Source organism: Chryseobacterium tongliaonense (assembly GCF_041224435.1).
GTDB lineage: Bacteria > Bacteroidota > Bacteroidia > Flavobacteriales > Weeksellaceae > Chryseobacterium > Chryseobacterium tongliaoense.
Map to the genome: position 1 here is coordinate 588,979 of NZ_JBGFFD010000002.1, position 23,782 is coordinate 612,760.

Annotated in this window: 17 protein-coding genes; 5 read left to right on the plus strand and 12 right to left on the minus strand. The window is 37.8% G+C overall.

Annotated features, from left to right (window positions below; all coding sequences use genetic code 11):
- Positions 1-44: 44 nt before the first annotated feature.
- Positions 45-1,838 (minus strand): 30S ribosomal protein S1, encoded by a 1,794-nt coding sequence (rpsA, locus tag AB8P06_RS06870; RefSeq protein WP_369839718.1) that lies wholly within the window; start codon positions 1,836-1,838, stop codon positions 45-47.
- Positions 1,839-2,297: 459 nt separating this feature from the next.
- Between rpsA and AB8P06_RS06875 the strand changes: the two genes are divergently transcribed.
- Positions 2,298-3,605 (plus strand): DEAD/DEAH box helicase, encoded by a 1,308-nt coding sequence (locus tag AB8P06_RS06875; protein ID WP_369839721.1) that lies wholly within the window; start codon positions 2,298-2,300, stop codon positions 3,603-3,605.
- A 131-nt stretch (positions 3,606-3,736) separates the two neighbouring features.
- On the opposite strand, the gene AB8P06_RS06880 is transcribed toward AB8P06_RS06875, so the two are convergent.
- Complete coding sequence (locus tag AB8P06_RS06880) at positions 3,737-4,630, minus strand: SMP-30/gluconolactonase/LRE family protein (RefSeq protein WP_369839724.1); 894 nt, start codon at positions 4,628-4,630, stop codon at positions 3,737-3,739.
- Between the two features lie 267 nt (positions 4,631-4,897).
- On the opposite strand from AB8P06_RS06880, the gene ccoG reads away from it, so the two are divergent.
- The gene (gene ccoG, locus AB8P06_RS06885) at positions 4,898-6,337 is read left to right on the plus strand and encodes a cytochrome c oxidase accessory protein CcoG (RefSeq protein WP_369839727.1); all 1,440 of its coding nucleotides are present in this window, start codon (positions 4,898-4,900) and stop codon (positions 6,335-6,337) included.
- A gap of 11 nt (positions 6,338-6,348) precedes the next feature.
- Here ccoG and AB8P06_RS06890 read toward each other — a convergent pair whose 3' ends face one another.
- On the minus strand, positions 6,349-7,230 hold the full coding sequence (locus AB8P06_RS06890; RefSeq protein ID WP_369839730.1) for an AraC family transcriptional regulator: 882 nt from the start codon (positions 7,228-7,230) through the stop codon (positions 6,349-6,351).
- 131 nt (positions 7,231-7,361) lie between these two features.
- Positions 7,362-10,031: a zinc-dependent metalloprotease gene (locus tag AB8P06_RS06895; RefSeq protein ID WP_369839733.1), complete on the minus strand. Its 2,670-nt coding sequence runs from the start codon at positions 10,029-10,031 to the stop codon at positions 7,362-7,364.
- A 379-nt stretch (positions 10,032-10,410) separates the two neighbouring features.
- Here AB8P06_RS06895 and AB8P06_RS06900 point away from each other — a divergent pair, with 379 nt between their 5' ends.
- Together AB8P06_RS06900 and AB8P06_RS06905 are read left to right on the plus strand one after the other, a co-directional pair.
- A complete protein-coding gene (locus AB8P06_RS06900; RefSeq protein WP_369839736.1) occupies positions 10,411-10,755 on the plus strand; it encodes a MerR family transcriptional regulator in 345 nt (114 codons plus the stop codon).
- A 144-nt stretch (positions 10,756-10,899) separates the two neighbouring features.
- Complete coding sequence (locus tag AB8P06_RS06905) at positions 10,900-12,192, plus strand: ComEA family DNA-binding protein (RefSeq protein ID WP_369839739.1); 1,293 nt, start codon at positions 10,900-10,902, stop codon at positions 12,190-12,192.
- 131 nt (positions 12,193-12,323) lie between these two features.
- Here the strand turns inward: AB8P06_RS06905 and rluF are convergent, their stop codons facing one another.
- The 6 genes from rluF to AB8P06_RS06935 form a co-directional block, all read right to left on the minus strand.
- Entirely contained in the window at positions 12,324-13,046 is a 723-nt protein-coding gene (gene rluF, locus AB8P06_RS06910) for a 23S rRNA pseudouridine(2604) synthase RluF (protein ID WP_369839742.1), read from the minus strand.
- Entirely contained in the window at positions 13,047-13,640 is a 594-nt protein-coding gene (locus tag AB8P06_RS06915) for a hypothetical protein (protein WP_369839745.1), read from the minus strand. It lies immediately after the preceding gene.
- Positions 13,637-14,335, minus strand: a complete 699-nt coding sequence (truB, locus tag AB8P06_RS06920) for a tRNA pseudouridine(55) synthase TruB (RefSeq protein WP_369839748.1) — start codon at positions 14,333-14,335, stop codon at positions 13,637-13,639. The genes AB8P06_RS06915 and truB overlap by 4 nt, the downstream gene beginning before the upstream one ends.
- A gap of 75 nt (positions 14,336-14,410) precedes the next feature.
- A complete protein-coding gene (locus AB8P06_RS06925) occupies positions 14,411-15,229 on the minus strand; it encodes an undecaprenyl-diphosphate phosphatase (RefSeq protein WP_369839750.1) in 819 nt (272 codons plus the stop codon).
- Between the two features lie 186 nt (positions 15,230-15,415).
- Positions 15,416-15,712, minus strand: coding sequence for a DUF3098 domain-containing protein (locus AB8P06_RS06930; protein WP_369839753.1), 297 nt, complete (start codon positions 15,710-15,712; stop codon positions 15,416-15,418).
- 4 nt (positions 15,713-15,716) lie between these two features.
- Positions 15,717-16,616 carry a cell division protein FtsX gene (locus tag AB8P06_RS06935; RefSeq protein WP_369839756.1) on the minus strand — a complete coding sequence of 300 codons (900 nt, stop codon included), beginning with the start codon at positions 16,614-16,616 and terminating at the stop codon, positions 15,717-15,719.
- A 91-nt stretch (positions 16,617-16,707) separates the two neighbouring features.
- On the opposite strand from AB8P06_RS06935, the gene rsmA reads away from it, so the two are divergent.
- Positions 16,708-17,478: a 16S rRNA (adenine(1518)-N(6)/adenine(1519)-N(6))-dimethyltransferase RsmA gene (gene rsmA / locus AB8P06_RS06940; protein ID WP_369839759.1), complete on the plus strand. Its 771-nt coding sequence runs from the start codon at positions 16,708-16,710 to the stop codon at positions 17,476-17,478.
- A 77-nt stretch (positions 17,479-17,555) separates the two neighbouring features.
- Here the strand turns inward: rsmA and AB8P06_RS06945 are convergent, their stop codons facing one another.
- Entirely contained in the window at positions 17,556-19,934 is a 2,379-nt protein-coding gene (locus AB8P06_RS06945) for a choice-of-anchor L domain-containing protein (protein WP_369839762.1), read from the minus strand.
- A 127-nt stretch (positions 19,935-20,061) separates the two neighbouring features.
- Positions 20,062-23,637: a choice-of-anchor L domain-containing protein gene (locus AB8P06_RS06950; RefSeq protein ID WP_369839765.1), complete on the minus strand. Its 3,576-nt coding sequence runs from the start codon at positions 23,635-23,637 to the stop codon at positions 20,062-20,064.
- Positions 23,638-23,782: the final 145 nt, after the last annotated feature.

Sequence of the window (23,782 nt, forward strand, 5' to 3'; positions counted from 1 at the left end):
AGCCACTCTTTCGAGTGGCTCCCTATTCATAAATAGATTAAGGATTATTTACCTTCTTCCATTTTTCTTTTCAATTCAGCTAATGCGTCGATATCTCCAAGTGTAGATCTTTCTTCATTAGAAGAAGATGAAGATGTATTAGATCTGTTACCAGACTCTTTTACATTTTTCTTCTCTTCATCTCTGAAGATACCTGTGTGAGATACTACTACTCTTTTGAACTCTTTGTTGAATTCGATCACTTTGAAGTCAGCTTCTTCACCTTTTTTGATTTTAGATCCATCTTCTTTCTCTAATAATCTTGAAGGACAGAATGCTTCTACTTCAGCATCTTCGAATTGTACAGAAGCTCCTTTATCGTGAACTTCTACAGCTTTACCAGCGTGGATAGTTCCTTCAGCATACTTAGTTTCGAATGCATCCCAAGGGTTTTCAGTTAATTGTTTGTGACCTAAAGATAATCTTCTTGCCTGGATATCCAATTCAAGAACGATAACGTCTAATTTATCACCTACAGCACAGAATTCAGATGGGTGCTTGATTTTCTTAGTCCAAGAAAGATCAGAGATGTAGATTAACCCGTCGATACCTTCTTCCAACTCTACGAATACACCAAAGTTTGTGAAGTTTCTTACAGTTCCTACATGCTTAGATCCTACTGGATACTTAGCTTCGATGTTTTCCCATGGATCTTTAGACAATTGCTTGATACCAAGAGAAATTTTTCTTTCTTCTCTATCTAAAGTTAATACTTCAGCTTCTACTTCATCACCTACTTTTACGAAGTCACCGGCAGATCTCAAGTGAGTAGACCAAGACATTTCAGAAACGTGGATCAATCCTTCTACACCCGGAGCGATTTCTACGAATGCACCATAGTCAGCAAGAACTACTACTTTTCCTTTTACTTTGTCTCCAACTTTCATGTCAGCAGAAAGAGCATCCCAAGGATGAGCTTCTAATTGCTTCATACCTAACTGGATTCTTGTTTTCTCATCATCGAAATCAAGGATTACCACTTTTACAGTCTGTCCGTCTTCTAAGATTTCAGATGGATGGTTCACTCTAGACCAAGAAAGGTCTGTAATGTGGATCAATCCATCAACACCTCCTAAGTCGATGAATACACCGTAAGAAGTAATATTCTTAACAGTACCTTCAAGAACCTGACCTTTTTCAAGCTGAGCGATGATTTCTTTTTTCTGACCTTCGATATCTGCTTCGATCAATGCTTTGTGAGATACTACTACGTTTTTGAATTCAGGGTTGATTTTCACAACTTTGAACTCCATAGTTTTACCTACGAACTGATCGTAATCTTTAATTGGCTTAACGTCAATTTGAGAACCAGGTAAGAATGCTTCGATTCCGTGTACGTCAACGATCATACCTCCTTTAGTTCTTGATTTCACAAAACCGTTTACGATTTCACCTGTTTCGTGAAGTTCGTTTACTTTATCCCAAGCTTTAAGCGTTCTTGCTTTTCTGTGAGATAACTGTAACTGACCAGTTTTGTCTTCTCTTCTGTCAACCATTACTTCAACCTCATCACCTACTTTAAGGCCTTGGTTGTAACGGAATTCGTTAAGAGAAATAACACCTTCAGATTTGAAGTTGATGTCTACGATAGCTTCTTTGTCAGTTAATCTTACAACTTTCCCAACTAATACGTCGTTATCGTCTAAGTTGTTAAGAGATCCGTTGTAGATTTCTTCTAAATCGCTTTTTTCTTTTCTCGCATCTGCATCAAGACCTGATTCGAAAGAATCCCAATCAAATTGTTCCGGTGCTACGTTTTGGTTTAATAAAACCTCTGCTGAATTTGTCTCTTTTGACATTTTCTAATAAAATTTGTATTCCTTCTTTTTTAATGGTTTGAATAAATGTGGATCAAAAAATACGGAAGTAATTAATTTTTAATATTTTACCCTTTCAAACCTTTCCCACAAAAGTGGGTGCAAATGTACGAATTTTATTTAAAATAAACAAGAATTTTCCGCTCACACAATTTCATTATAAACAACTGGTAATCAATATATATTATTAAGATTAAAAGATTTAAGAATTAAAAAATTAAAAGATTGATGACAAACTTATTGAAAGGTTTCTTGATTAAAAATTAGTCATCTAAATCTAATCCACTCCCTTTCACCACTCACCACTCACAACTCACCACTCACAACTCACAACTCATAACTCACAACTCATAACTCACAACTCATAACTCATAACTCATAACTCATAACTCATAACTCATAACTCACGACTCACAACTCCCAAATCACTACCTTTGCAAAATGGAATTAGAATCAATTTATCAAAAACTGCAGATTCAGGATATGAATCAGATGCAGAAATCTACTTATAAAGCCACTGAAAATACAAACGATGTCGTTCTTCTGTCCCCAACAGGCTCAGGAAAAACTCTCGCTTTTTTATTTCCCGTTCTCCGAAATCTGAACAAAGATACTTCAGGAATTCAGGCTTTGATTTTAGTTCCTGCCAGAGAACTTGCCTTACAAATTGAACAGGTTTTCAAAGCAATGGGAACGGATTTTAAAGTTTCCGTATGCTATGGAGGCCATGATAAGAAAATTGAAGTCAATAATTTAATCGAAGCTCCGGCAGTACTGATCGGAACTCCGGGACGGGTTGTTTATCATTTAAGAAATAACAATTTTGATCCGGCTACCATTAAGACATTAGTTTTGGATGAATTTGATAAAGCCCTGGAATTAGGTTTTCATGATGATATGGAATTCATTATCGGTTCATTAAAAAATCTTTCACAACGTATTCTGACTTCCGCTACGGCCATGGATGAGATTCCAAAATTCACCGGCCTTAAAAATGAGAAAACCGTTGATTTTCTAAAATTAAATGACGTTAAGCCGGATATTCAACTCCGAAAAGTAATGACTATCCCTGAAGAAAAGCTGGATACTCTTTTTAATCTGATCTGTAAAATAGGGAATAAAAGAACTCTGATTTTCTGTAACCACCGTGAAGCAGTAGACCGTATTTCTGAGCTTTTACGTGAGAAAGGGATCGATCGTGAAACATTCCACGGCGGTATGGAACAGGATGAAAGAGAACGTGCCTTATTAAAATTCAGAAATGATTCTGCAAGGATTTTAATTACTACAGACCTTGCCTCCCGCGGACTGGATGTTCCGGAAGTTGAATCGATTGTTCATTACCAGCTTCCGCCAAAGGAAGACGCTTTTATTCACAGAAACGGACGTACTGCAAGAATGAATGCCAAAGGTTTCGCTTATTTAATCATGACTGAGGATGAAAATTTCCCTTTCATTAAAAATAATACTCCGGAAGAAAGTGTGACAGGGTTCAACAAAGCTCCCGGAAAAACACCTTTTCAAACGGTATACATCAGTGCCGGAAAAAAAGATAAGGTCAATAAGGTAGATATTGTTGGCTATCTGATCAAAAAAGGGGAATTACAAAAAGAAGATATCGGCCTGATTGAAGTAAAAGACACTACTTCTTACGTTGCAGTGGCAAGAAATAAAGTAAATCCTTTATTGAAAAAACTGGCCAATGAAAAGCTGAAGGGTAAGAAAGTGAAAATGGAAGTTGCTTATTAATATTTTAAAAACCATCAAGATTTTATTAAGGAGCTAAGAAAGTATTTCTGCATTTTAATTTAAAGCGAAGCTTAACTTAATGCTCTTAATAACTTAATAAACTTAATGGTTTATATATTTTCAGTTTAAAATTATTTGGTTCCTTTCACTCTTGTCGGTAAAGTATAAACTGCTTTTGAAGCGGTGATAAATAAAATCTCATTATTCTTTCCTCCAAAAGTTACGTTTGACGTCCAGTCTTCGGGAATCGGAATCTGGTAAATCTTTTTTCCTTCACGATTAAAAATGGTCACCCCCTTTCCTGTTAAATAAAGGTTTCCATGTTTATCCAGTGTCATTCCGTCAGAGCCCATTTCACAGAACAGTTTTTTCTCAGATAATTTTCCTTCACCCAGAATATCATAAACATAAGTTTTTCCGGCATCTATATCTGAAACGTATAACTTTTTAAATTTTTCACTTCCTACAATCCCATTGGGCTGTGTAAAAGTTTCCAGCTTTATGATCTTACCTTCTTTATTCCTGTAATAAAGGCTCTTATGTGGAGTTTCCTGTTTAAAATTGACCCAATAATCCCTCTGATATAACGGATCTGTAAAGTACATTCCTCCAAAAGAATCATTCCATACATCATTGGGTCCGTTTAATCTTTTTCCTTCATAACCTTTTAACAGAACCTCAACTTTTTTGTCTTTGGATATCTTCCAGATTTCTCCCTGATCATCAGAACATGTAATCAGATTGTCATCTTTATCGAAATGCGTTCCGTTTGCTCGTCCGCTTTTACTTAAAAACTCAATGATCGTATTGGTTTTCCAGTCCCAATAATAAATCTTATCATTCGGCTGATCTGTAAAGTATACATTTCCTTCTTTATCTGAAGACGGTCCTTCTGTAAAACTAAATTTGTCAGAGACCATTTCAGGCTTTACATCATGATAAAACATTTTGTTATAATTTACTGATTGGCAGTTTATCAATGCGAAAACCAAACCAACCAGACCTGTTTTAAAGATATTTTTCATGCTTCATTATTTTAAGCCGACAATTTACGACATGGAAAAATAAGATTCAATTTTTATTTTCTCATTTTGATATATTAATTTGAAATAAAAAATGTCCTAATTATCCTATTTCATAAGTAGATAATATTAGTTAGGAAAAGGTTTAATCAAGAGCTTTGCATAAATCAAATCCTACATGGTTTTTCAGAAACGGATTTGTAAAATACGGGATTATTAAAACCAATGATAATCTCTTTCAGAACTTTCAATTTATAAAACTGCAAGACGATGAGTGCACAGCCCGGAATTAAACCTTCAGAAACAGAGCATGAAGCCTTTAGAAATTCGGTAGGAACAATGGATGAGACAGGGAAAAGAAAATGGGTTTTTCCGCGTAAACCTAAAGGAAAATATACCAATTACAGAAATTACACCAGCTATGTTCTCCTGACTTTATTTTTTATTCTGCCCTTTATCAAAATCAGGAATAATCCTTTCCTGATGATCAATGTAATCGACAGGAAATTCTTTATTTTCGGTCAGCCGTTTTACCTTCAGGATTTCTTTATTTTAGCTCTGGGAGCAGTAACTTCTGTTATTTTTGTTATGCTTTTTACCGTAGTTTTCGGAAGGATATTCTGTGGCTGGCTTTGTCCGCAAACCCTTTTCATGGAAATGGTTTTCAGGAAAATAGAATACTGGATCGAAGGTGACCGGAACAAGCAGATGAAACTTGACAGGCAGGATTGGGATGCTGAAAAAGTCAGAAAAAGACTGCTGAAATGGTCTGCATTTACATTGATTTCATTAATCATTACCCATTTTATGTTCATGTATATTGTAGGGTATCAGGAAGTTTTCAGGATCATGACGCAGGGGCCTGCAGAAAATGCTTTACAATTCATGGTCATGCTTTCTTTTACGGGAATATTCTATTTTACATTTGCATGGCTCCGGGAACAGGTCTGCACACTGGTTTGTCCTTACGGAAGGCTTCAGGGAGTTTTGATTGATAAACAGACGATTAATGTTTATTATGATTTTAAGAGAGGGGAAAATCGTTCCAAATGGAGAAACGGAGAAGACCGGAAGACAACCGGTAAAGGAGATTGTATCGACTGCCAGCAGTGTGTTGTCGTGTGTCCTACCGGAATTGATATCAGAAACGGCCAGCAGCTGGAATGCATCAATTGTACCGTATGTATTGATGCCTGCGATGAAGTCATGGAAAAAGTAGGCCTTCCAAAAGGCCTGATCCGTTATGCTACCGAAGCTGAAATTGAAAATCAGGAGAAATTCAGATTTACATCAAGAATGAGGATAACTACCGTATTTCTGGCATTGCTGATCGGTTTTCTGGGATTCTTATTATATGACAGAGGAGCTATGGAAGCGAAGTTCATTAAGCCTGCCGGATCTACATTTTTTACCCGGGACGGCAAAATCACCAATACTTTCATCTATACTTTCCTGAATAAAACCAATGAAAGAAAAGTATTGTCGATCAAAGTAATGAGTCCTGAGCATGGAGAAATTACCTTCTTCGGATCAGACAAAATTATTTTGAAAGGTGATGAAATCCTGAAAGGAAATATCAATATCACTTTCCCTGAAACCGAAATCAGGCTTTCAAAGCAAAATATTGTCATCGGGGTATTTGATCAGAGCGGAAAAATGCTGGATTCTTTTGAAACCACTTTTGAAGGGCCATTCAAATTACTTTTATAAGCGATGAAACTTTAAGATTTATATTTCCTGATAAATTGGGTAGGGGTCATTCCGGAGTTTTTCCGGAATACTCTTACAAAATAGGAATATTCTTCATATCCGAGGCGAAAAGCAATTTCCACAAGACTTTCATCAAGGTACATCAGCATTCTTTTGGCTTCAAGCATCAGCCTCTCAGTGATCACTTCTGTAGCTGTTTTCTGAACTACCGTCTGTGTGATCCTGTTTAAATGTTTAGGTGAAACTCCCATTAAAGAAGCGTAATAGGAAATTAATTTTTCAGTAGTAAAATGGTCTTCCAATAATTTTTCAAAATCCTGATAATGCTTAAAGTAAGAAATGCTTACCGGTGAAACCAATGTATCATAATCTCTGGAAAACTGTCTTGAAGCATTAATGTATATCCGGGAAATAAGGGACAGAATGCATTCGTTTTTCATCACATCTTCGGCATGATATTCAGCCTCAATTTCCTGGAATAAGATGATAGTCTTTTGTAATTCCGGTACTTTAAGCTGAAGCTTTCTCGGAAGGGCTGCAGAATTAAAAAAAGGGAAATTCCTGAGCTTCTGATTTACATAATGCATATCGTAATACTCCTGGGAAAAAAAGAAAATATAACCGTCCGTTTCCGGTGACAGTTCCCAGCTGTGAACCTGACCCGGAGACAAAAAGAAAAGGCTTCCTTCTGAAACTTCATACTTTTGAAAATCAATCTCGTGGATGCCGGTTCCTTTGGTGAAAAGAACGGTAACATAAAAATCATGACGATGTGGCTTCTCAATATGCTTATGGCTTGAAACCAGATGATTTTTCATGGTACTAAAATAGAAATCCGAGGCACTTTTTTCAGGCTGAAAAAGATTAATATGAAGCACCGAAATAGAATCCATCTCTTTTTTACCTCAAAAATAAGCAAAGCATTTTGTTTAGCTGTTAAAATCTATACTCCTGATTAAATTTTCACAATAAAAAAGGGATTAACAAAAATGCTAACCCCTTTGAATTATTGAAATATTAAAAGTTATTTAATAATCAGTTTCTGATTGTATACTCCTTTTGCAGAATTTACATTGATGATGTAAACACCTTTAGGAATATTTAAATTAAATTCTTTGGTGTTGTCACCACTACTCTGATAAGGTTTTGAAGAATAGATCAATCTTCCGCTGGAATCAAATAAGGTCACTTTAAGATCACCCATATTTCTTGATTTAATGAAGAAATTACCGTTACTTGGGTTTGGATAGATTTTAATATCATCTCCTAATGAAGAAGTAACGTCTGTAACTCCTAAGGCCTGTGTATCTCTTGTACACACTTCAAGAGCCCATGCTGAAACCGTTCCTACATCTCCCGGATAATTATCTGAAGCAAACAGTTTCCATTGCCCCTGAGCTTTATGCCCTTTGAAGATCGCCAATGATTCATAAGATTTTGTTTCTCCCTGGATTGGGGAAGCACATACTACAGCGGCACCCGCGTCACTGAATCCGGCGGTAATACCAGAGTAAGGTTGAGCTGAACATGCACGGTTCCAGATCAATGCTGATGAACCTTCAGGGCTTTCTATTCCTACAGCCAGGTCACCAACATAGGTGTGGGCAATAGTTGGTGTTACTTTAATTTTAGTGATGATTCCCGTATTATTTACTGTTAAAGGAATATTTACTCTAGGTGAGGAAATAGCTCCGCCACCGGGTCCGTCAGTAATCGTTACCGATGGTCCGGAGTAAGTATATGTAGTACAGGTTTCTCCTGCTACGGTATAATCAATAACAAAACTTGGACTCACAGCATAATAGATATTATTAACAGCTTCCACCAAAATATAGGCGTTGGAAGAAGTAGATCCTGCAGGAATTGTTACCTGCTCGCTACCGTCATTCGCTGTATTGGCAGCAAGTGTAGTAAAGGTAAGGCCTCCGTCTGTAGATAATTTAATATTAACGTTGGCAGTGCTTACCGGAGCAGCTGCCGTATTGGCAACATTCCAGGTTACTGTAGTTGTTCCTCCTGAACTGGTTGATTGTCCAAAAGTAGGTGCTGTGACAGCAAAAGGTCCAGAAGCGGCATCCACGGTTACAACCGTTGAGCTTTGACCAATCTGGGGCTGCAACGGACTGTTATTTCTCACAGACATATTAAAATTAAGCGGTCTTGCCACACTGGATACAGATTCCCATCTGGTCGTCAGTACTCCTGCCAGAACTTTATTAAAATCAGGGAAATATCTTACCGGTGTACTTGCCGGGCTCATAGATCTGAAAGTAGGCCCTGTAGGTTTTATAGCATAAGCAAATGAATTCGCTCCGATCTGTGCAGCCGCTGCCTGGTCTGTCTGCTCTATTGCATAAGTATACGCTGCAGGATTGGCATCTGCTGTCGTTCCTTTGATAACAAAAGCAGTAGAGCTTGGAATCGTATAAGCTGCTCCCACAGTAACAGTAGGTGCAGGTGTTGTAAATGGTACATTGGTACCGCAGGTTACGGAATTAATTTTATTTTTAATCTGGTTTACACTGTTGATGTGAAAATAATCATTGGAATTAAACTGTACATCCAGACCACCGCCGATGATTCCGGTATAGGCCATAATAGTGCTTCCACTGCCCGGTTCTACTTTCTGATCGGCTTGTGAAGAATGTGAAGTATAAGTATGCCCGGCTCCTAATTGATGTCCCATCTCATGAGCTACATAATCGATATCAAATTTGTCTCCTTCAGGAAAATTATGTGCCGTCCATCCTCTTGCTTTCTGGCCGACAAGACAGATCACTCCTACTCCGGCAGCTCCATTGGCATCTTTTTTATCGATCAGATGTCCCATATCGTAATCTTCAGAAGCGATAACACCAGAAATTCCTGTTTGGGCTTCATTCGGACCACCACTTGTATAGGGATCTGAAGCGGCATCTAAGAAAATGATGGCATCATTATTTGCAATCAGGTTAAAATGCAGGGATAAATCTTTTTCAAAAACACTGTTAAGCCTGGTTACAGAAGCATTCATTGCAGCTAATATCACTGCTTTTTTCACTGCATCTGGTGCCCCGGATGGTGTTCCCGCTGCTGTTAAATGATAGGCAGCATATTCTCCCGTACATGATAAAGCCAGCCTGAAGGTGTTAAATCCGGCTAATTTAGATGTATTACCTCCCTTTCCCGCTGAGATTTTTTCAGCTTCCTCTGTTGTCCCGCACTGAAAAGGGTCAGGATCCTGATTTTGTCTTGATTTTGAATCAAAAACAGCATAAACACTTCTGTCATTGGTATATGGTTCAATATACTCTGAAATCCCGGAACGGGTAATCATTGAAGAAAAACCTACAGGTGAGATACTGAATCTGAGATAAGCGGTAGGATCTTCCACTCCTGCTCCTACATAAGACCTGATATCCGGATATTTTGCCTGTAATTCGGGAGCCATATTTGAAAATTCCCAAACCTGGAATCTTTCAATTTTACCATTGACGGTAGGAATTGAAATAAGAATCCCTTTACTTCCGGATGCCCGTGAAGGTGCATTTTTAAGAGTCTGGGTAAGCTCATTCGTGTTTAATGAATAAAGAGCTGAATATTCCAGCTTTTCCTGAGATTTTTTTACGCTTTGCGATCGTAATTCGGTTCGTGACCACTGCGAAAACCCAAAAAAGGGAACGAGCAGCGCGAAAATAAATAATTTGCGTTTCATGTTAATATAATTTTGATTGATAATAATTTTTTTTCTCTTTACTATTCATTCTCCATCAACACTTCTCAGAGGTTCTCCCTTCTATACGTTCATTACATTGCCCTGTTAAAAAATATTCTCCAAATTAAGACAAAAAATCAAAATAAACAACTTAATGACCTCGTATTATTATCATTTTACAAATTAAAATTACTTCTATTTATAAATAAAATAAATAAATACGCCTGTTTTAGGTGGTTAAAAAAAATATAAAACCAGATAAAAATAAAATAAAATCAAATAGACTAAAAAGAATTCAGTGAAATAAAGACATATTTGAATCGCCTATATTTGTAACAAACTTTAAAAAAGTTTTATCTTTGAATTTTAGGATTCAAAAATGAAGATAAATTTACCTGACAAACTGTATTATTCTATAGGAGAAGTGGCTAAAGCATTTGATGTAAACACCTCACTGATACGGTACTGGGAACAGGAATTCCCTATCATTAAGCCTAAAAAGAACAAAAAGGGCAACAGATACTTTACTCCGGAAGACATCAAAAACCTCCAGATCATTTACCATCTTGTAAAAGAAAAAGGCTACACACTTGACGGAGCCAAAATTGCCCTGACCACCAACAGTAAAATTTCTGAAACCATCACATTGATCGACAGGCTTGAGTTTGTAAAAGCCGAGCTTCTGAAGCTGAAAGATTCTTTGGGGGAGCGGGATTCGGAATGATTACACTAAATAAATTTTCAAAAAAAACTAATTTGGATTTATTTTAGTAATTAAAACCGGACAAAAAACACACAAAACATACTGTTAGTCAACTTTTTATCGCTCAATAGCTTATCAGTTTATTTTTTTGATTAAGTTTACCCCATGATGAAAAAAAGCTATTACCAAAAGATAGCATTCCTCGGAATGTTACTCATTGTATTATTGGGGTTTCAGAGGTTGACGAGCAAAGGAAAAGAAAATTTTCCTGATGTAAAATTCATTTCTGAAGCATCCGTTTCGATACATTTATCTGAATTTGATCCAAACGATCTGAATGAAAAACAATGGCAACAATTAGGCTTTTCTGACAAACAAATCTCCACTATTCTGAATTATAAAAAAATCGTGGGTGGAAGATTTACTTCTAAAGAACAATTCAAAAAATGCTATGCTGTTTCAGAGGAAAAATTTACTGAACTCAATGCTTTTATTTTACTTCCTGAAACCAATAAAGATGCAAAATCCAGACAATTTGAAAATTTTGGGAACAGAAAAATTGTAATTTCAGAAAGATTCAATCCTGATCATTTTTCTGTCAATGACTGGATCAACACCGGATTTAGTGAAAAGCAGGCAGAAGCTATTATAAAATATAAAGGGTATTTGGGTGGTAGCTTCATCAGTAAAGAGAAGTTTAAAGAATGCTTTATGATCAGTGATGAGAAGTATAAAAAACTTGTTCCTTATTTAATTCTTCCGGAGAAAACTCCGGAAAATTTTAAAAGTGCTATTCATCATAAATCTAAAATCCAATATCACTCTTTCGATCCCAATATTTTGAATATTGAAGGCTGGCAGACACTGGGCTTCTCGCAAAATCAGGCTAAGGTTATTGTGAATTATCGTGAACGGAATTTAAAAGGTAGTTTTAAAAGTCTGAGTGACCTTGAAAAATGTTTTGTTATTTCCGCTGAAAAATTTCAAGAACTCCAACCTTATATCAACATACACCCGAAAAATATAAAGAACAGTACAGATTTAAGTTCAGGAATTCAACAGGAAAAAACGGATTTTTCGACGGTTGACTTAAATTCAATTACCTTTAAACAGCTTATAGAATTCGGGCTGGATGAAAGAAGTGCCGGTTCCATGCTTGGTTTCAGGAAAAAATTAGGAGGATTTGTCAACAAACAACAAATTTTGGATACGTACAACATCAACAAAGACCTCGTTCAGAAGTTAATTTCAATCTGTAAACTAAATACATCAAATATTCAAAAATATACTTTGGTGAATGCTCCCGAAGAATGGCTGAAAAACCATCCCTATTTTAAATATTCCGCTGATAAAATTATCTATTACAGGGTAACTTATCCTGATGACCGGAAAATCTGGAATCTTTTAAAAGTGAAACCGGAATATGAGGCGAGAATGAAACTTTACCTGAAACAATGATGGTGAGTTATGAGTTATGAGTTATGAGTTATGAGTTATGAGTTATAAGTTATAAGTGATGAGTTAAGAGTTAAATCTTAGTAGTATTTTCCATAACTCATCACTTATAACTTATAACTCATAACTCATAACTATTCAAAAGTTTTGCTGGAATCTTCAAGAAGGATTTTTAAGGTAGAAAGCTCTTCATCCGTAAGGTCGCGCCATTTTCCGATGGGAAGGTCTAATTTGATATTCATGATGCGGATTCGTTTCAGCTTTTTTACTTCATACCCAAGATATTCGCACATTCTGCGGATCTGCCTGTTTAATCCTTGGGTCAGAATGATCCTGAATGTCATGTCATCAATTTTTTCAACCTCGCATTTTTTGGTAACAGTATCCAGGATTGGAACCCCGTTGCGCATTTTTTCGAGAAACCTCGGATTGATGGGTTTGTCTACCCTTACCAGGTATTCTTTTTCGTGGTTATTTCTGGCTCGGAGGATTTTGTTGACAATATCACCATCATTGGTCAGGAGAATAAGCCCTTCACTGGGTTTATCCAAACGGCCGATCGGGAAAATTCTCTTAGGATGATTGATATAGTCTACAATATTGTTTTTTTCACGTTTTGTATCGGTGGTGCACACAATGCCAACCGGTTTGTTGAAAGCGATATAAACGGGTTTATCTTCCTGTTCGCGGATAGGTTTCCCGTCTACTTCCACAATGTCCTCATCAGAAACTTTAGTTCCGAGTTCGGGAATCTTTCCGTTAATGGTGATCCTGCCTTCTTCCAGCAGCTTATCTGCGGCTCTTCTTGAACAAAAGCCGGCTTCTGATAAATATTTATTGATACGTGTTTTTTCCATTTAATCTTGTCCGTAACCTGTATAATCTTTATTGCTGAACAATGTTATTCCATAGCTGATACCTATAAAAAGGGAACTTGAGTTTTTAAATTCATGACTTTCAAGAACAAGACCTCCTTCCTGGCTCAGCCTTTTTGAAAAGGAAATCTGCTTACCCAACTTCAGTCCCCAAAAATTTGAATTGGAAACTGCAGAATGATTGATCTGCTTTCCGTAACTGGCATCAATGAAAAAAGGCTCATCTCCGGGTCCGAATATAAATTTCGGCTGTATTACCCAATACATCATGTGAAAATTATCATCAATGAAGCTGTATTTCAGTCCTGTTCCCAGTGCAAAGTTCGGTAAAAAATTGTATCCGCCCACTACCGTTAAACCATATGTAATTTTATTTGGTAAATAAGGGGAAATGTATTGCTGATAATAGGGGGAATCTTTATTCTGATTGTCTTTGATGCTGTTTCCCAGGTTATATCCTACATTCAGGGTCGGGTTGACATAAAAATCCATTTTGGGCTTTCTGCCTTCCCTGTTCTGACCGGAAACTCCGGAAACTAAAAATAATGATAAGAGTATGAGTAGATTTCTGATCATGGATTGTTAAATTTAAAGTCGTTTTCCAAATACTGACCGGTAGCATCCTCAATGCTGTAATCTCCTATTTTTGTACGTCTCAGCTGCGTCAGATATCCTCCTACCCCAAGCTCCTGCCCGATATCATGGGCTAAACTGCGGATATAGGTACCTTTGGAGCACCCCACCATAAAACTGATATGAGGAAGATCTATTTTGATGTCTTCGATATAGAAAATGGTTGTTTTCCTGGACTTCATTTCCACTTCTTCTCCCGCTCTTGCGAGATTATAAGCTCTTTCCCCATCAATTTTTATGGCTGAAAAAACCGGAGGCTTCTGCTCTATCTCACCAACAAATTTTTCCAGGGCTTCTCTGATCTGTTCTTCGGTTATATGTGAGATGTCCTGATGAAGAATTTCAGGTTTTTCGGTATCATAACTTTCGGTCTGAACGCCTATTTTCACCTCCGTCCAGTATTCTTTAGGAGCATCCTGTATTTCCGGGATTTTTTTTGTGAATTTTCCACAGCATACGATAAGAAGCCCGGTAGCCCTTGGGTCAAGAGTTCCGGCATGGCCTATCTTAAATTTCTTGGGAAGGTTAAACTCTCTTTTGAGTTTATATTTCATTTTATTGACCGCCTGGAAAGAAGTCCAGTCCAGTGGCTTGTCTAATAAAAATATATGTCCTGATTGCAGTTCTTCTGCTGTCATGTGAGTTCTTAAGTTGAGAGTTGAGTTATGAGTTATGGCGTATGAATAATGTACCGATTAACCATTATTCATCTTTTATTTAAAAAAGTAAAAATAGATCAGCAAAGCCAGTCCTACGAAAATACGGTACCAGCCCCAAGGTTTGAAACCATATTTATTTAAAACTCCGATAAAAGCTTTGATTGCAATTAAGGCTACGATAAAGGCTACAATATTACCCACTACAAAAATCATGATATGATCTTGTGAAGCAAGAATCATTTCGTATCCTTTCTGAGGATTTCCGGTTTCTTTTCCCCAGGATTTAAGGAAAACAGAATAAACGGTTACCGCCAACATGGTAGGAACTGCCAGGAAAAACGAAAACTCCGCAGCAGCTTTTCTGGTTAAACCCTGAGCCATACCTCCGATAATGGAAGCTGCACTTCGGCTTGTTCCCGGCATCATCGCCAGACACTGCCAGAAGCCGATGGTAATTGCATTTCTTACCGTAATTCCTTTTTCGTCATCAATTTTAGGATTTTTAAACCATTTGTCAGCAAACAGCAATACGATCCCGCCCAAAACCAATACGGAAGAAATAGCGATCTGGTTTCCTAAAACAGCTTCTATCTTATCGTCGAACAGGTATCCTAAAACCAAAGCCGGCACAACGGCAAAGGCCAGTTTATAGTAAAACTTAATATTATTAAAATCAAAGAATTTTTTCCAGTATGCCACCACGACAGACAGGATAGCTCCAAATTGAATGGACACCTGAAACATCTTTAAAAACTCATCTTCCTGTAAGCCCATTAAGTTGGCGGCAAAGCCCATGTGTGCAGTAGAAGAAATCGGAAGATATTCCGTTAAACCTTCTATAATGGCAATAATAATTGCTTTGAATAAATCCATAATATTCTAAAATTAAAACATGAAAAGACTAAAAGATTTAAAAATTACAAGACCGGATTTTGAGATGTTTTCACATATTAACTTTAAAATCAGAATGATTTTCTCATCTGTTTATCTGCTAATACTGAACTCTGCCAATCAACTGATCTTTTAACTTTTAAATCTTTTAATCTTTTAATTTATTTTTTATTTTCTTTTTAAAATCGCGTAAGCTTCTATAACGAATCCTATAACGACAAACAGAGGGGCAATCCGGATTCTACGGATAGAGAAAATATCATCATTCCAGGAATTAGGATCAAATTTTCCATCCACCGTATTTGCATCGGCTCCCATCATCAGAAGGAAACCCACCACAATAAATGCCAACCCTATCAGCATCCATTTAAAATTCTGCTGTCCGAAATAAAAAGCGTTTTCCTGTGGAGCTTCGGTTTCTTTACCAAACTCTGCTGCAGAAAATTTATTTGTTTTTTTGCTCATCTTTTTAAGAATAATATAAATCGTCTACACTTGTTCTCAGGAATCTCCAGGTCGCAATGATCGTACTCAGAACGGTAATAAAGATACCTACTCCGAATACCAATAAAATTAACCAGAAATATTGCTGATTATCCTGTACGAATGTAGAACCGATCTGACTTGTAAAATAATACCACACCCCGAATAAAGCCAGGAGACCAATGAATGAGCCTATGCATCCTAAGACTACGGCTTCGATAATAAACGGCTTAAGGATAAATCTTCTCTTCGCTCCTACCAGCTGCATGGTTTTGATAATAAATCTCTTAGAAAATATTTTCAGACGAATGGAGTTATTGATTAAAACCACTGCCAAAACAAGGAACAGAATTGAGAATCCTAAAATCCATTTCAAAATCCTGTTCAGGTTGTTGTAAACATCTACCATCAGAGTACTGTTGTTTTTCACATCAACAATTCCCGGAACAGATTTGATCACTTTTATCGCTTCATCAATTTTTGCAGGGTCTACGTATTCGGGTTTTAGGGCAACTTCAATAGAAGATGGGAAGATATTCTCTTCAAAAAGGGCATCACTGTCGATTCCCATACTTGCCTTTGCTTCCTTGGCAGCCATTTCTCTTGAAATATATGTTGCTCTCTTTACGGGAGCCAAAGTCTGTACTTCTTTAAAAGTTTCATCTTCCAGTTTCGCAATTTTCACAGAATCTTTAGCATCATAATTTTCATCAAAGTAAGCATTCACTACCAACTGTTCTTTGATATAGTCGGAATATTTCTGGGCATTGATTAAAATAAGTCCCATTAATCCCAACAAAAATAACACTAAGGCAATACTTATTACTACTGTAATATTGCTAGACCTAAGCCTTTTCTTATTAAATTCATCTACAGATTTAGCCATTAATATTAAAATTTTTGGCTAAAATAGAAAAAAACTTCCGAAATTTGGGACGAAATAGAGAAAATCATTGTTAACAAAATCATAAAAAACTTTGAGTGTAAAAGCAAAAAAACATCTTGGTCAACACTTTTTGACAGATGAAAACATCGCAAGAAAAATTGTAGAAGGCTTAAGCTGTGAACACTACAATAACGTCATGGAAGTGGGACCCGGAATGGGTGTTCTTACCAAATATCTCCTTGAAAAAGATCAGACCATCTATCTTGCAGAAATAGATAATGAGTCTATCGAATACCTGAAAAATCATTATCCGAAGATTACCGAACAAACTTTTGTGGGCGATTTCCTGAAGCAGGATTTTGATTTTATTCATGGGGAACAGATTGCAATCATCGGTAATTTCCCCTATAATATTTCTTCCCAGATTTTATTTAAAATCATCGATTATTATGAGCTGGTTCCGGAAATGGTAGGAATGTTTCAGAAAGAAGTAGCTGAAAGAACGGCTGCAGTTCCAAGAACAAAGGACTATGGAATTTTATCTGTTTTGGTGCAGGCTTATTATGACGTTAAATATCTTTTTACCGTTCATGAGAATGTATTTAACCCGCCGCCAAAAGTAAAATCAGGGGTTATAAAACTAACCAGAAATCCTAAGGAAGGTTTAGCTGGAAATGAAATCCTTTTCAAGCAGATCGTAAAAGCAGGCTTTAACCAAAGAAGAAAAAAGCTTTCGAATGCCCTTAAAGTATTAAACATTCCCGAGGCTATGAAAAACCATGAGTTTTTAGATAAAAGAGCTGAAGAATTAAGTGTTTCCGATTTTATAGCATTCACGATTCTCTGGAAGCAGAGCCAATAAAATTAATTACATTTTTGTCAATATAAAAAGCCTTTCAACAAGTTGAAAGGCTTTTTAAGTTATTGCATTATCGATTATTATTCTCTGTTTTTCAACATAATCCATCCGGACCAGTTCATCTGGGCTTTTGATTTCGGATATTGGAAGTTGAACTTATACCAATACGTTGCTGTTGAAAGTCTCTTACCTGCTACTGTTCCATCCCAGATAGGATTCAGTTTTGAGAATCTGAATAATTCCACACCGTATCTGTCATAGATAGATCCTGTAAAATTATTAAACTCCCCTAATGCTGTAAGATCCAGCACATCATTCACACCATCCTGATTAGGCGTAATGATATTGGCAATTTTCAGGGTAAAGAACTCAAGAGTTCCCACACAATGCGTTCCCTGTATTCTCACCTGAAGATAATACGTGGTATTGTCCAGTAAGTTGGTAAATACATTTGAAGTCTGCCATGATACACCATTATCAATAGAATACTCCAAAATTCCCGGAATATTATTGATTGACGGGTTTTGAGCTGTAATCGTCAGGGTATTGTTGTTGTCATAATCCAGGTTGGTAATGAACGGCAACGCTGCAGCCATTACTTTTGACGTGAATGTTTTAGTACAATATCCGTTATCGATTGTTACGCTGTAAATTCCCAATTGATCTACTGTGATGGTCTGTGTAATTTCACCTGTACTCCACAAGTATTTATAATTAGGGCCGGCTCCTGCATCTAACGTTACTCTGTCTCCTATACACACTTCAACATCAGTTAAAGGAGAAGTAATTTCCGGTACAACTTCTACAGTTACGGTTGCGGGTAATAAAGATTTACATCCTTTTGTTCCGATAGCATATACTGTAAATGTTGTGGTATTATATAGAGTAACTGTCTGGGTATTCCCTGTACCCGGGAAGTTATTCCACTGGTAAGTTACCCCTCCGGTAGCCGTTAAATCTACAGATTCACCCGGACATATTTTTAATTTGGTAGAAACCAGATGTGCTGTAGGGGTTGTTTCTTTTAATAATTTCAGCTCGACAGTCCTGCTGCAGAACCCGCCGTTGGAAACCACTACATATAATATCTGGCCGTCGTTACCATTATAGTTTAAAATGTTGGTAATATAGTTATCATTCTGAGCTAAAGCATCAGCCTGATCTTCATAAAAATGGAATACCGCACCCGGTGTTGTACTGATCGATGGCATTACTGTGCTCAGGTCAAAAGTAGTAATATCAGGGGTACTGCATAGGAGCAATGAAGCGTCAACGGCATCAGGCGTTGTTCCGCCATGGATAACAATGGTCGCTTTACCCGGACATGGATTTCCTGGGAAGCTTACTTCAATGGTGTAAGTACCCGGCTGAACTGCCGTAACCGTATTTGTGGTAGCACCTGGTATAGGAGTACCGTTGTAATACCACTGGTAAGCCATATTAGGATCACTGATCGAAGCTGTCAGTACCTGAGGTACATTATCACATACATTAATATCTGAAGGTAATGTAGCTCCTGTAGGGTCTAATAATTCAACCCCGATATTGAAAGACCCTCCTTCTAAGAAAACAGCTGAATCGTAGCTTCTGTCAATTGCATCTGCTAAAACCATTTTAAAATGGTAAGCCTGTCCCGGTGTTACCGTTGCTGTTGCTGTAAGAGGAACAGTTCTTCCGTTAAAATTGGTTTCGATATTTCCTGTATTATAACCTGCGAAGAAGGTTGGGTTTATTGCCGGACATCCTAATTGTCCACCATTGAACATAGTATCCGGGTGGATGTTGGTTACACTTACAGGACCACCTCCATTGGGCAGTACTGCCATGTTTACATACGGAGCTGCACTTCCTACCGGTCTTAGCAATAGAGCAAATGCATCTGAAAAGTTACAAGGAAAACCTCCTGTATATTCTTCAGAAGCAAATAAATAATTAAATTTTACCTGAGAAGAAGTAGGTACGAAATCAAATTCCAGGATTACGGCATCCTGTAGTGAAGCAGTAGGGTTTGTCGCTGCAACAAGATCCGGATCGCTTCCTGTACCTACCTGGTCGCTTATCGGACTATTAACATCGATATAAGTATTTCCTGTTCTGTTGGCTTTTCCTGTTACCAGAACAATACCGTCTTTAAAAGGAAAATTGGTAGTGCCTTTATGGAAATATCCCCATGCTCTGTCTACATTACTTTCGGGTAAATTAGGGCTTACCTGAACATTTGATACATTAGGGGTTACGCAAGAGTTTGTTCCTGATGAAATCAATACATCTTTTACCAGCTGAGTAATATTGTATGCAGATTCTGCATATCCCGGAGCATTTACATCTATAAATGCACCTGCTTTTGCTGTTAAGTTCGGTTTTGGCTTAGGAACTTTCCTGGGATAAGTAACATTTTGTGATTGGAAAAAGTTTAATGAGATTATAAAAAAAGAAAAAAACAGTAGATATCTCTTCATAATATTTTTGTTTCAACAAATTTAATTTTTTTTTGAATATATACCACACGTATTTCTCATTTTTATGTTAAAAAAATAAAGCCTCCCAATTATGGAAGACTTTATCTTATTATTGTATTATTAAATATTAATTTCTATTTTTCAGTAATATCCATCCGGAACGTAATTCTAACTTTTTGCTCGCAGGATTTTCCCACTGTACTTTATACCAATAAGTAGCGGTAGGCATATTAATTCCGTTTATGTTTCCTCTCCATACAGGTTCTATCTTTGTCGCTTTGAAAATCTCCTGCCCATATCGGTTAAAGATGGAAGCTGCAAAATTATTATAATCACTTATTCCGGAGAAGTCGATCACGTCATTATGACCGTCGGAATTCGGAGTAATTGCATTGTTGATCACAAAAGTATAATAATCTAAGGCAGTACTACATTTTGCATCTTTGGTTCTTACTCTTAAGTTATAATTATTATTGTTTAAAACATTATAGAATATATTGGAAGTCTGCCATGTAAATCCGCCGTCAATTGAGTATTCCAGAACTCCGTTGGTAGGATTGGTAGCACTTAGTGTCAACACGTGATTATCATACACAATATTGGTAAACTGAGGCAGATCCGGATTCAGCAACTGAGCTGTGAAAACTTTCGAACATGTACCATTACTGATGGTTACACTGTAAGTTCCCGGAATATTCGTTGAAATGGTCTGGGTTGTTGCTCCCGTACTCCATACATACGTATAATTAGGTCCGCTTCCGGCATCTAAAACGCCTGTATCACCTGCACAGACATACACATCATGCAATGTGGAAGTAATCGCGGGAACAACCTCAATGGTAATGGTAGCAGGATTAACTGAACTACACCCGTTTCCTCCTAACGCATATACGGAATAGGTTGTTGTAACTGTCGGTGAAACCACCTGCGTATTTCCGTTACCCGGTAGGCCCGGCCAGTTGTAAGTAATTCCTCCGCCGGCAGTTAAGGTAACCGATTCTCCGGCACAGATTTTAGATTTTGAAGCCGAAAGTGTGGCTGTCGGCGGGCCAACAATTACAGTCACTGTTGCAGGGTTCGCAGAGATACAGCCATTAGCTCCTACCGCAAATACGGTATACGTTGTAGTAACAGTAGGTGAAACTACCTGAGTATTTCCGTTGCCCGGTAAGCCTGTCCAGTTGTAGGTTGCCCCTCCAGTTGCTGTTAATGTCACCGATTCCCCTATACAGATTTGTGCAAGAGAAGAAGTCAGGCCGGCTACCGGAGCTACCTTGTCTTCTACTACATTGACCGTTGCTGTATAAGTACAGGTTAAATTTCCAGGTTGTGTCGTATTCTGAACCGTTAAAGTATAAGTTCCGCCTGCATTCACAACAGGGTTTAAAGTATTGGCTCCGGAAACGATATTTCCTCCGGTCGTCGTCCATGTAATCGTAGAACCTGCAGGAATTACCGAAGCTGAAGCGTTCAGTGTCACCTGAGTTGTGGTGCAGGTAATATTTTGTGGAGCTGCTATCGTTAAAGTCGTTTCTGCAGTTTTCAATAATTGCAGAGAAACCACATATGTACAGCCTCCATTTTTCACTAAAACATAAATAGTAATATTACCCGGCGTTGAGTATGCCGTAGGAGTAGGAATCGTGTTTGCATTCCCGGCATTAGCATCTGCCAGATTCACATAATAAGCAAAAGTAGCCGTTGCAGCAGTTGTTATCTGAGGCTGGGCTGAAGTTAAATCATAAGTAATATTTCCGGGAGCAAAACATTTAAGCAATGTCGCATCCTGTACTGTAATCGGCTGGGAAACCTCAATCGTAATGTTTGCCGGATTTTGAGAAATACATCCGTTTGCCCCTACTGCTGTTACCGTATAAGTAGTGGTCGCAGTTGGTGTTACGGTTTGTGTATTTCCGTTACCCGGTAAGCCGGTCCAATTGTAGGTAGCTCCTCCACCTGCAGTTAAGGTTACTGATTCACCTTCGCAAATTAATATTTTACTTGCTGTAAGAGTAGTTGTAGGCGGAGAACTGTCTCCTGCTACCGTTACATTGGCAACTGCAGTACATGCTACCCCTCCCGGTTCATAAGTTTTCGTAATAGTTAAAGTATAAGTTCCTGCCTGGTTGATTACCGGCGTCAGGGTATTACCTCCCGAAACGATGTTCCCTCCGGTTGTTGTCCAGTTGAAAGTAGATCCTGCAGGAAACACCGAAGTTGAAGCATTCAGGGTAATTTGCGAATTGGTACATGTAAGAGCTGTAGGTGGCGCAATGGTGGCGGTCATCTGCGGAGCTTTGACCAGTTGCAGCTGGGCCACTTTTGAACAAAACCCGTTCTTAACCAAAACATATATTGTCTGACCACCCGCACTTGGATATGCTGTAGGCGTTGCAATGGTATTTCCGTTTCCAGCATTGGCATCTGCCTGATTTACATAATAGGCGAATGTAGCTCCCGGCGTTGTACTTATAGAAGCCTGTGCGGATGTTAAATTAAACGTTGCATTTCCCGGAGCATAACAGGCGGTTAAGGTTGCATTCTGCACTGTAGGAGATGTTCCGCCAACAATAGTTATACTTGCTGTTCCCGGACATGTATTTCCCTGAACAAAAACCTGAACGGTGTATACCCCTGGTTGCGTAGCCGTATAGCTGATCTGATTGGCTCCCGGAATAGGATTATTATTAAAAAGCCATTGATAGGTAGCTCCCGGAATCTGGGCAGAAGCCGTTAAAACCTGTGGCGCATTATCACAAACATTAATAGACGGTGGAAGGACAACTCCTCCCGGGCCTAAAAGCTGAACACCAATGTCAAAAGATCCTGCTTCCAGAAAAACGGCAGAATCAAAATTGGAATCCTGATAATCTGCCAGAACCATTTTAAAGTGATAGGTTTCTCCCGGAATTACCGTAGCTTGTGCCGTTAACGGAATGGTACGCCCATTAAAATTCGTTTCAATCTGAGGATTATTCAATCCGGCAAAATACTGTGCATTTTTAGGTCCGCACTGTAAACTTGCAGGGATAATATTGGTAACACTCACCGGTCCTGCCCCAGCAGGCAATACCGCCAAATTAGTATATGGATCCCCTACTTTTTTCAACAACAGTGCAAAACCGTCGGAAATTGTACAGGTAAAATTCCCCTGATATTCTTTGGAAGCGAATAAATATCTGAAAGTAACTTCAGTAGAGCTCGGGACAAAATCAAATTCTATATAGGTGGCATCTCTTAAATTAGCATTAGAAACATTTAAAGCAGCTGCAAGGTCAGCATCTCCACCCGAAGGCAAAGGATCACTTAGAGTTCCCTGGAAATCATTTCCGGCTTTTCTCGCATGCCCTGTTGTCAAAACAATCCCTTTTGCAAAAGGAAAATTAGTCGTTGCTTTATTAAAGTAGCCCCAGCTCCTGTTCAAATCACCGACCTGTAAATTAGGAGATACAACAACATTGCTTACATTGGCTGTGGAACAGGTAGAACCACCGGTTATAAGAACATCTTTTACCAGCTGTGTAATACTGTAACTTGATTCCGGATAACCCGGCGCATTCACGTCTATAAAAACTCCTGCTTTCATACTTGTCGCAGTAGGTTTATTTACGATACCGGTCCTTTCCCTGTTTTGAGAGAAAACTAAATTACCAAGAACTAAAAACAAAGCCAAAAATAAACTTCTTGTCCTCCTATTTAACATTTTATATTGTTTTCAACAAAAATACTATTTTTTTTAATTGAAATTCAATTCTATCCGAATGTATTATAATTAATATATCCTTATTTATTTTCCTATATCAATTTTACTTTACAGGATTAATAAAAAAAAGACTAACGAATCGCTA

Excerpts from the sequence above, each read along its gene's own strand:
- AB8P06_RS06895 (WP_369839733.1), bottom strand. The coding sequence starts at position 10,031 with ATGAAACGCAAATTATTTATTTTCGCGCTGCTCGTTCCCTTTTTTGGG.
- AB8P06_RS06905 (WP_369839739.1), top strand. The coding sequence starts at position 10,900 with ATGATGAAAAAAAGCTATTACCAAAAGATAGCATTCCTCGGAATGTTA.
- AB8P06_RS06875 (WP_369839721.1), top strand. The coding sequence starts at position 2,298 with ATGGAATTAGAATCAATTTATCAAAAACTGCAGATTCAGGATATGAAT.
- AB8P06_RS06890 (WP_369839730.1), bottom strand. The coding sequence starts at position 7,230 with ATGGATTCTATTTCGGTGCTTCATATTAATCTTTTTCAGCCTGAAAAA.
- AB8P06_RS06900 (WP_369839736.1), top strand. The coding sequence starts at position 10,411 with ATGAAGATAAATTTACCTGACAAACTGTATTATTCTATAGGAGAAGTG.
- AB8P06_RS06915 (WP_369839745.1), bottom strand. The coding sequence starts at position 13,640 with ATGATCAGAAATCTACTCATACTCTTATCATTATTTTTAGTTTCCGGA.
- AB8P06_RS06925 (WP_369839750.1), bottom strand. The coding sequence starts at position 15,229 with ATGGATTTATTCAAAGCAATTATTATTGCCATTATAGAAGGTTTAACG.
- ccoG (WP_369839727.1), top strand. The coding sequence starts at position 4,898 with ATGAGTGCACAGCCCGGAATTAAACCTTCAGAAACAGAGCATGAAGCC.
- truB (WP_369839748.1), bottom strand. The coding sequence starts at position 14,335 with ATGACAGCAGAAGAACTGCAATCAGGACATATATTTTTATTAGACAAG.
- AB8P06_RS06930 (WP_369839753.1), bottom strand. The coding sequence starts at position 15,712 with ATGAGCAAAAAAACAAATAAATTTTCTGCAGCAGAGTTTGGTAAAGAA.
- AB8P06_RS06945 (WP_369839762.1), bottom strand. The coding sequence starts at position 19,934 with ATGAAGAGATATCTACTGTTTTTTTCTTTTTTTATAATCTCATTAAAC.
- AB8P06_RS06935 (WP_369839756.1), bottom strand. The coding sequence starts at position 16,616 with ATGGCTAAATCTGTAGATGAATTTAATAAGAAAAGGCTTAGGTCTAGC.
- rpsA (WP_369839718.1), bottom strand. The coding sequence starts at position 1,838 with ATGTCAAAAGAGACAAATTCAGCAGAGGTTTTATTAAACCAAAACGTA.
- rluF (WP_369839742.1), bottom strand. The coding sequence starts at position 13,046 with ATGGAAAAAACACGTATCAATAAATATTTATCAGAAGCCGGCTTTTGT.
- AB8P06_RS06880 (WP_369839724.1), bottom strand. The coding sequence starts at position 4,630 with ATGAAAAATATCTTTAAAACAGGTCTGGTTGGTTTGGTTTTCGCATTG.
- AB8P06_RS06950 (WP_369839765.1), bottom strand. The coding sequence starts at position 23,637 with ATGTTAAATAGGAGGACAAGAAGTTTATTTTTGGCTTTGTTTTTAGTT.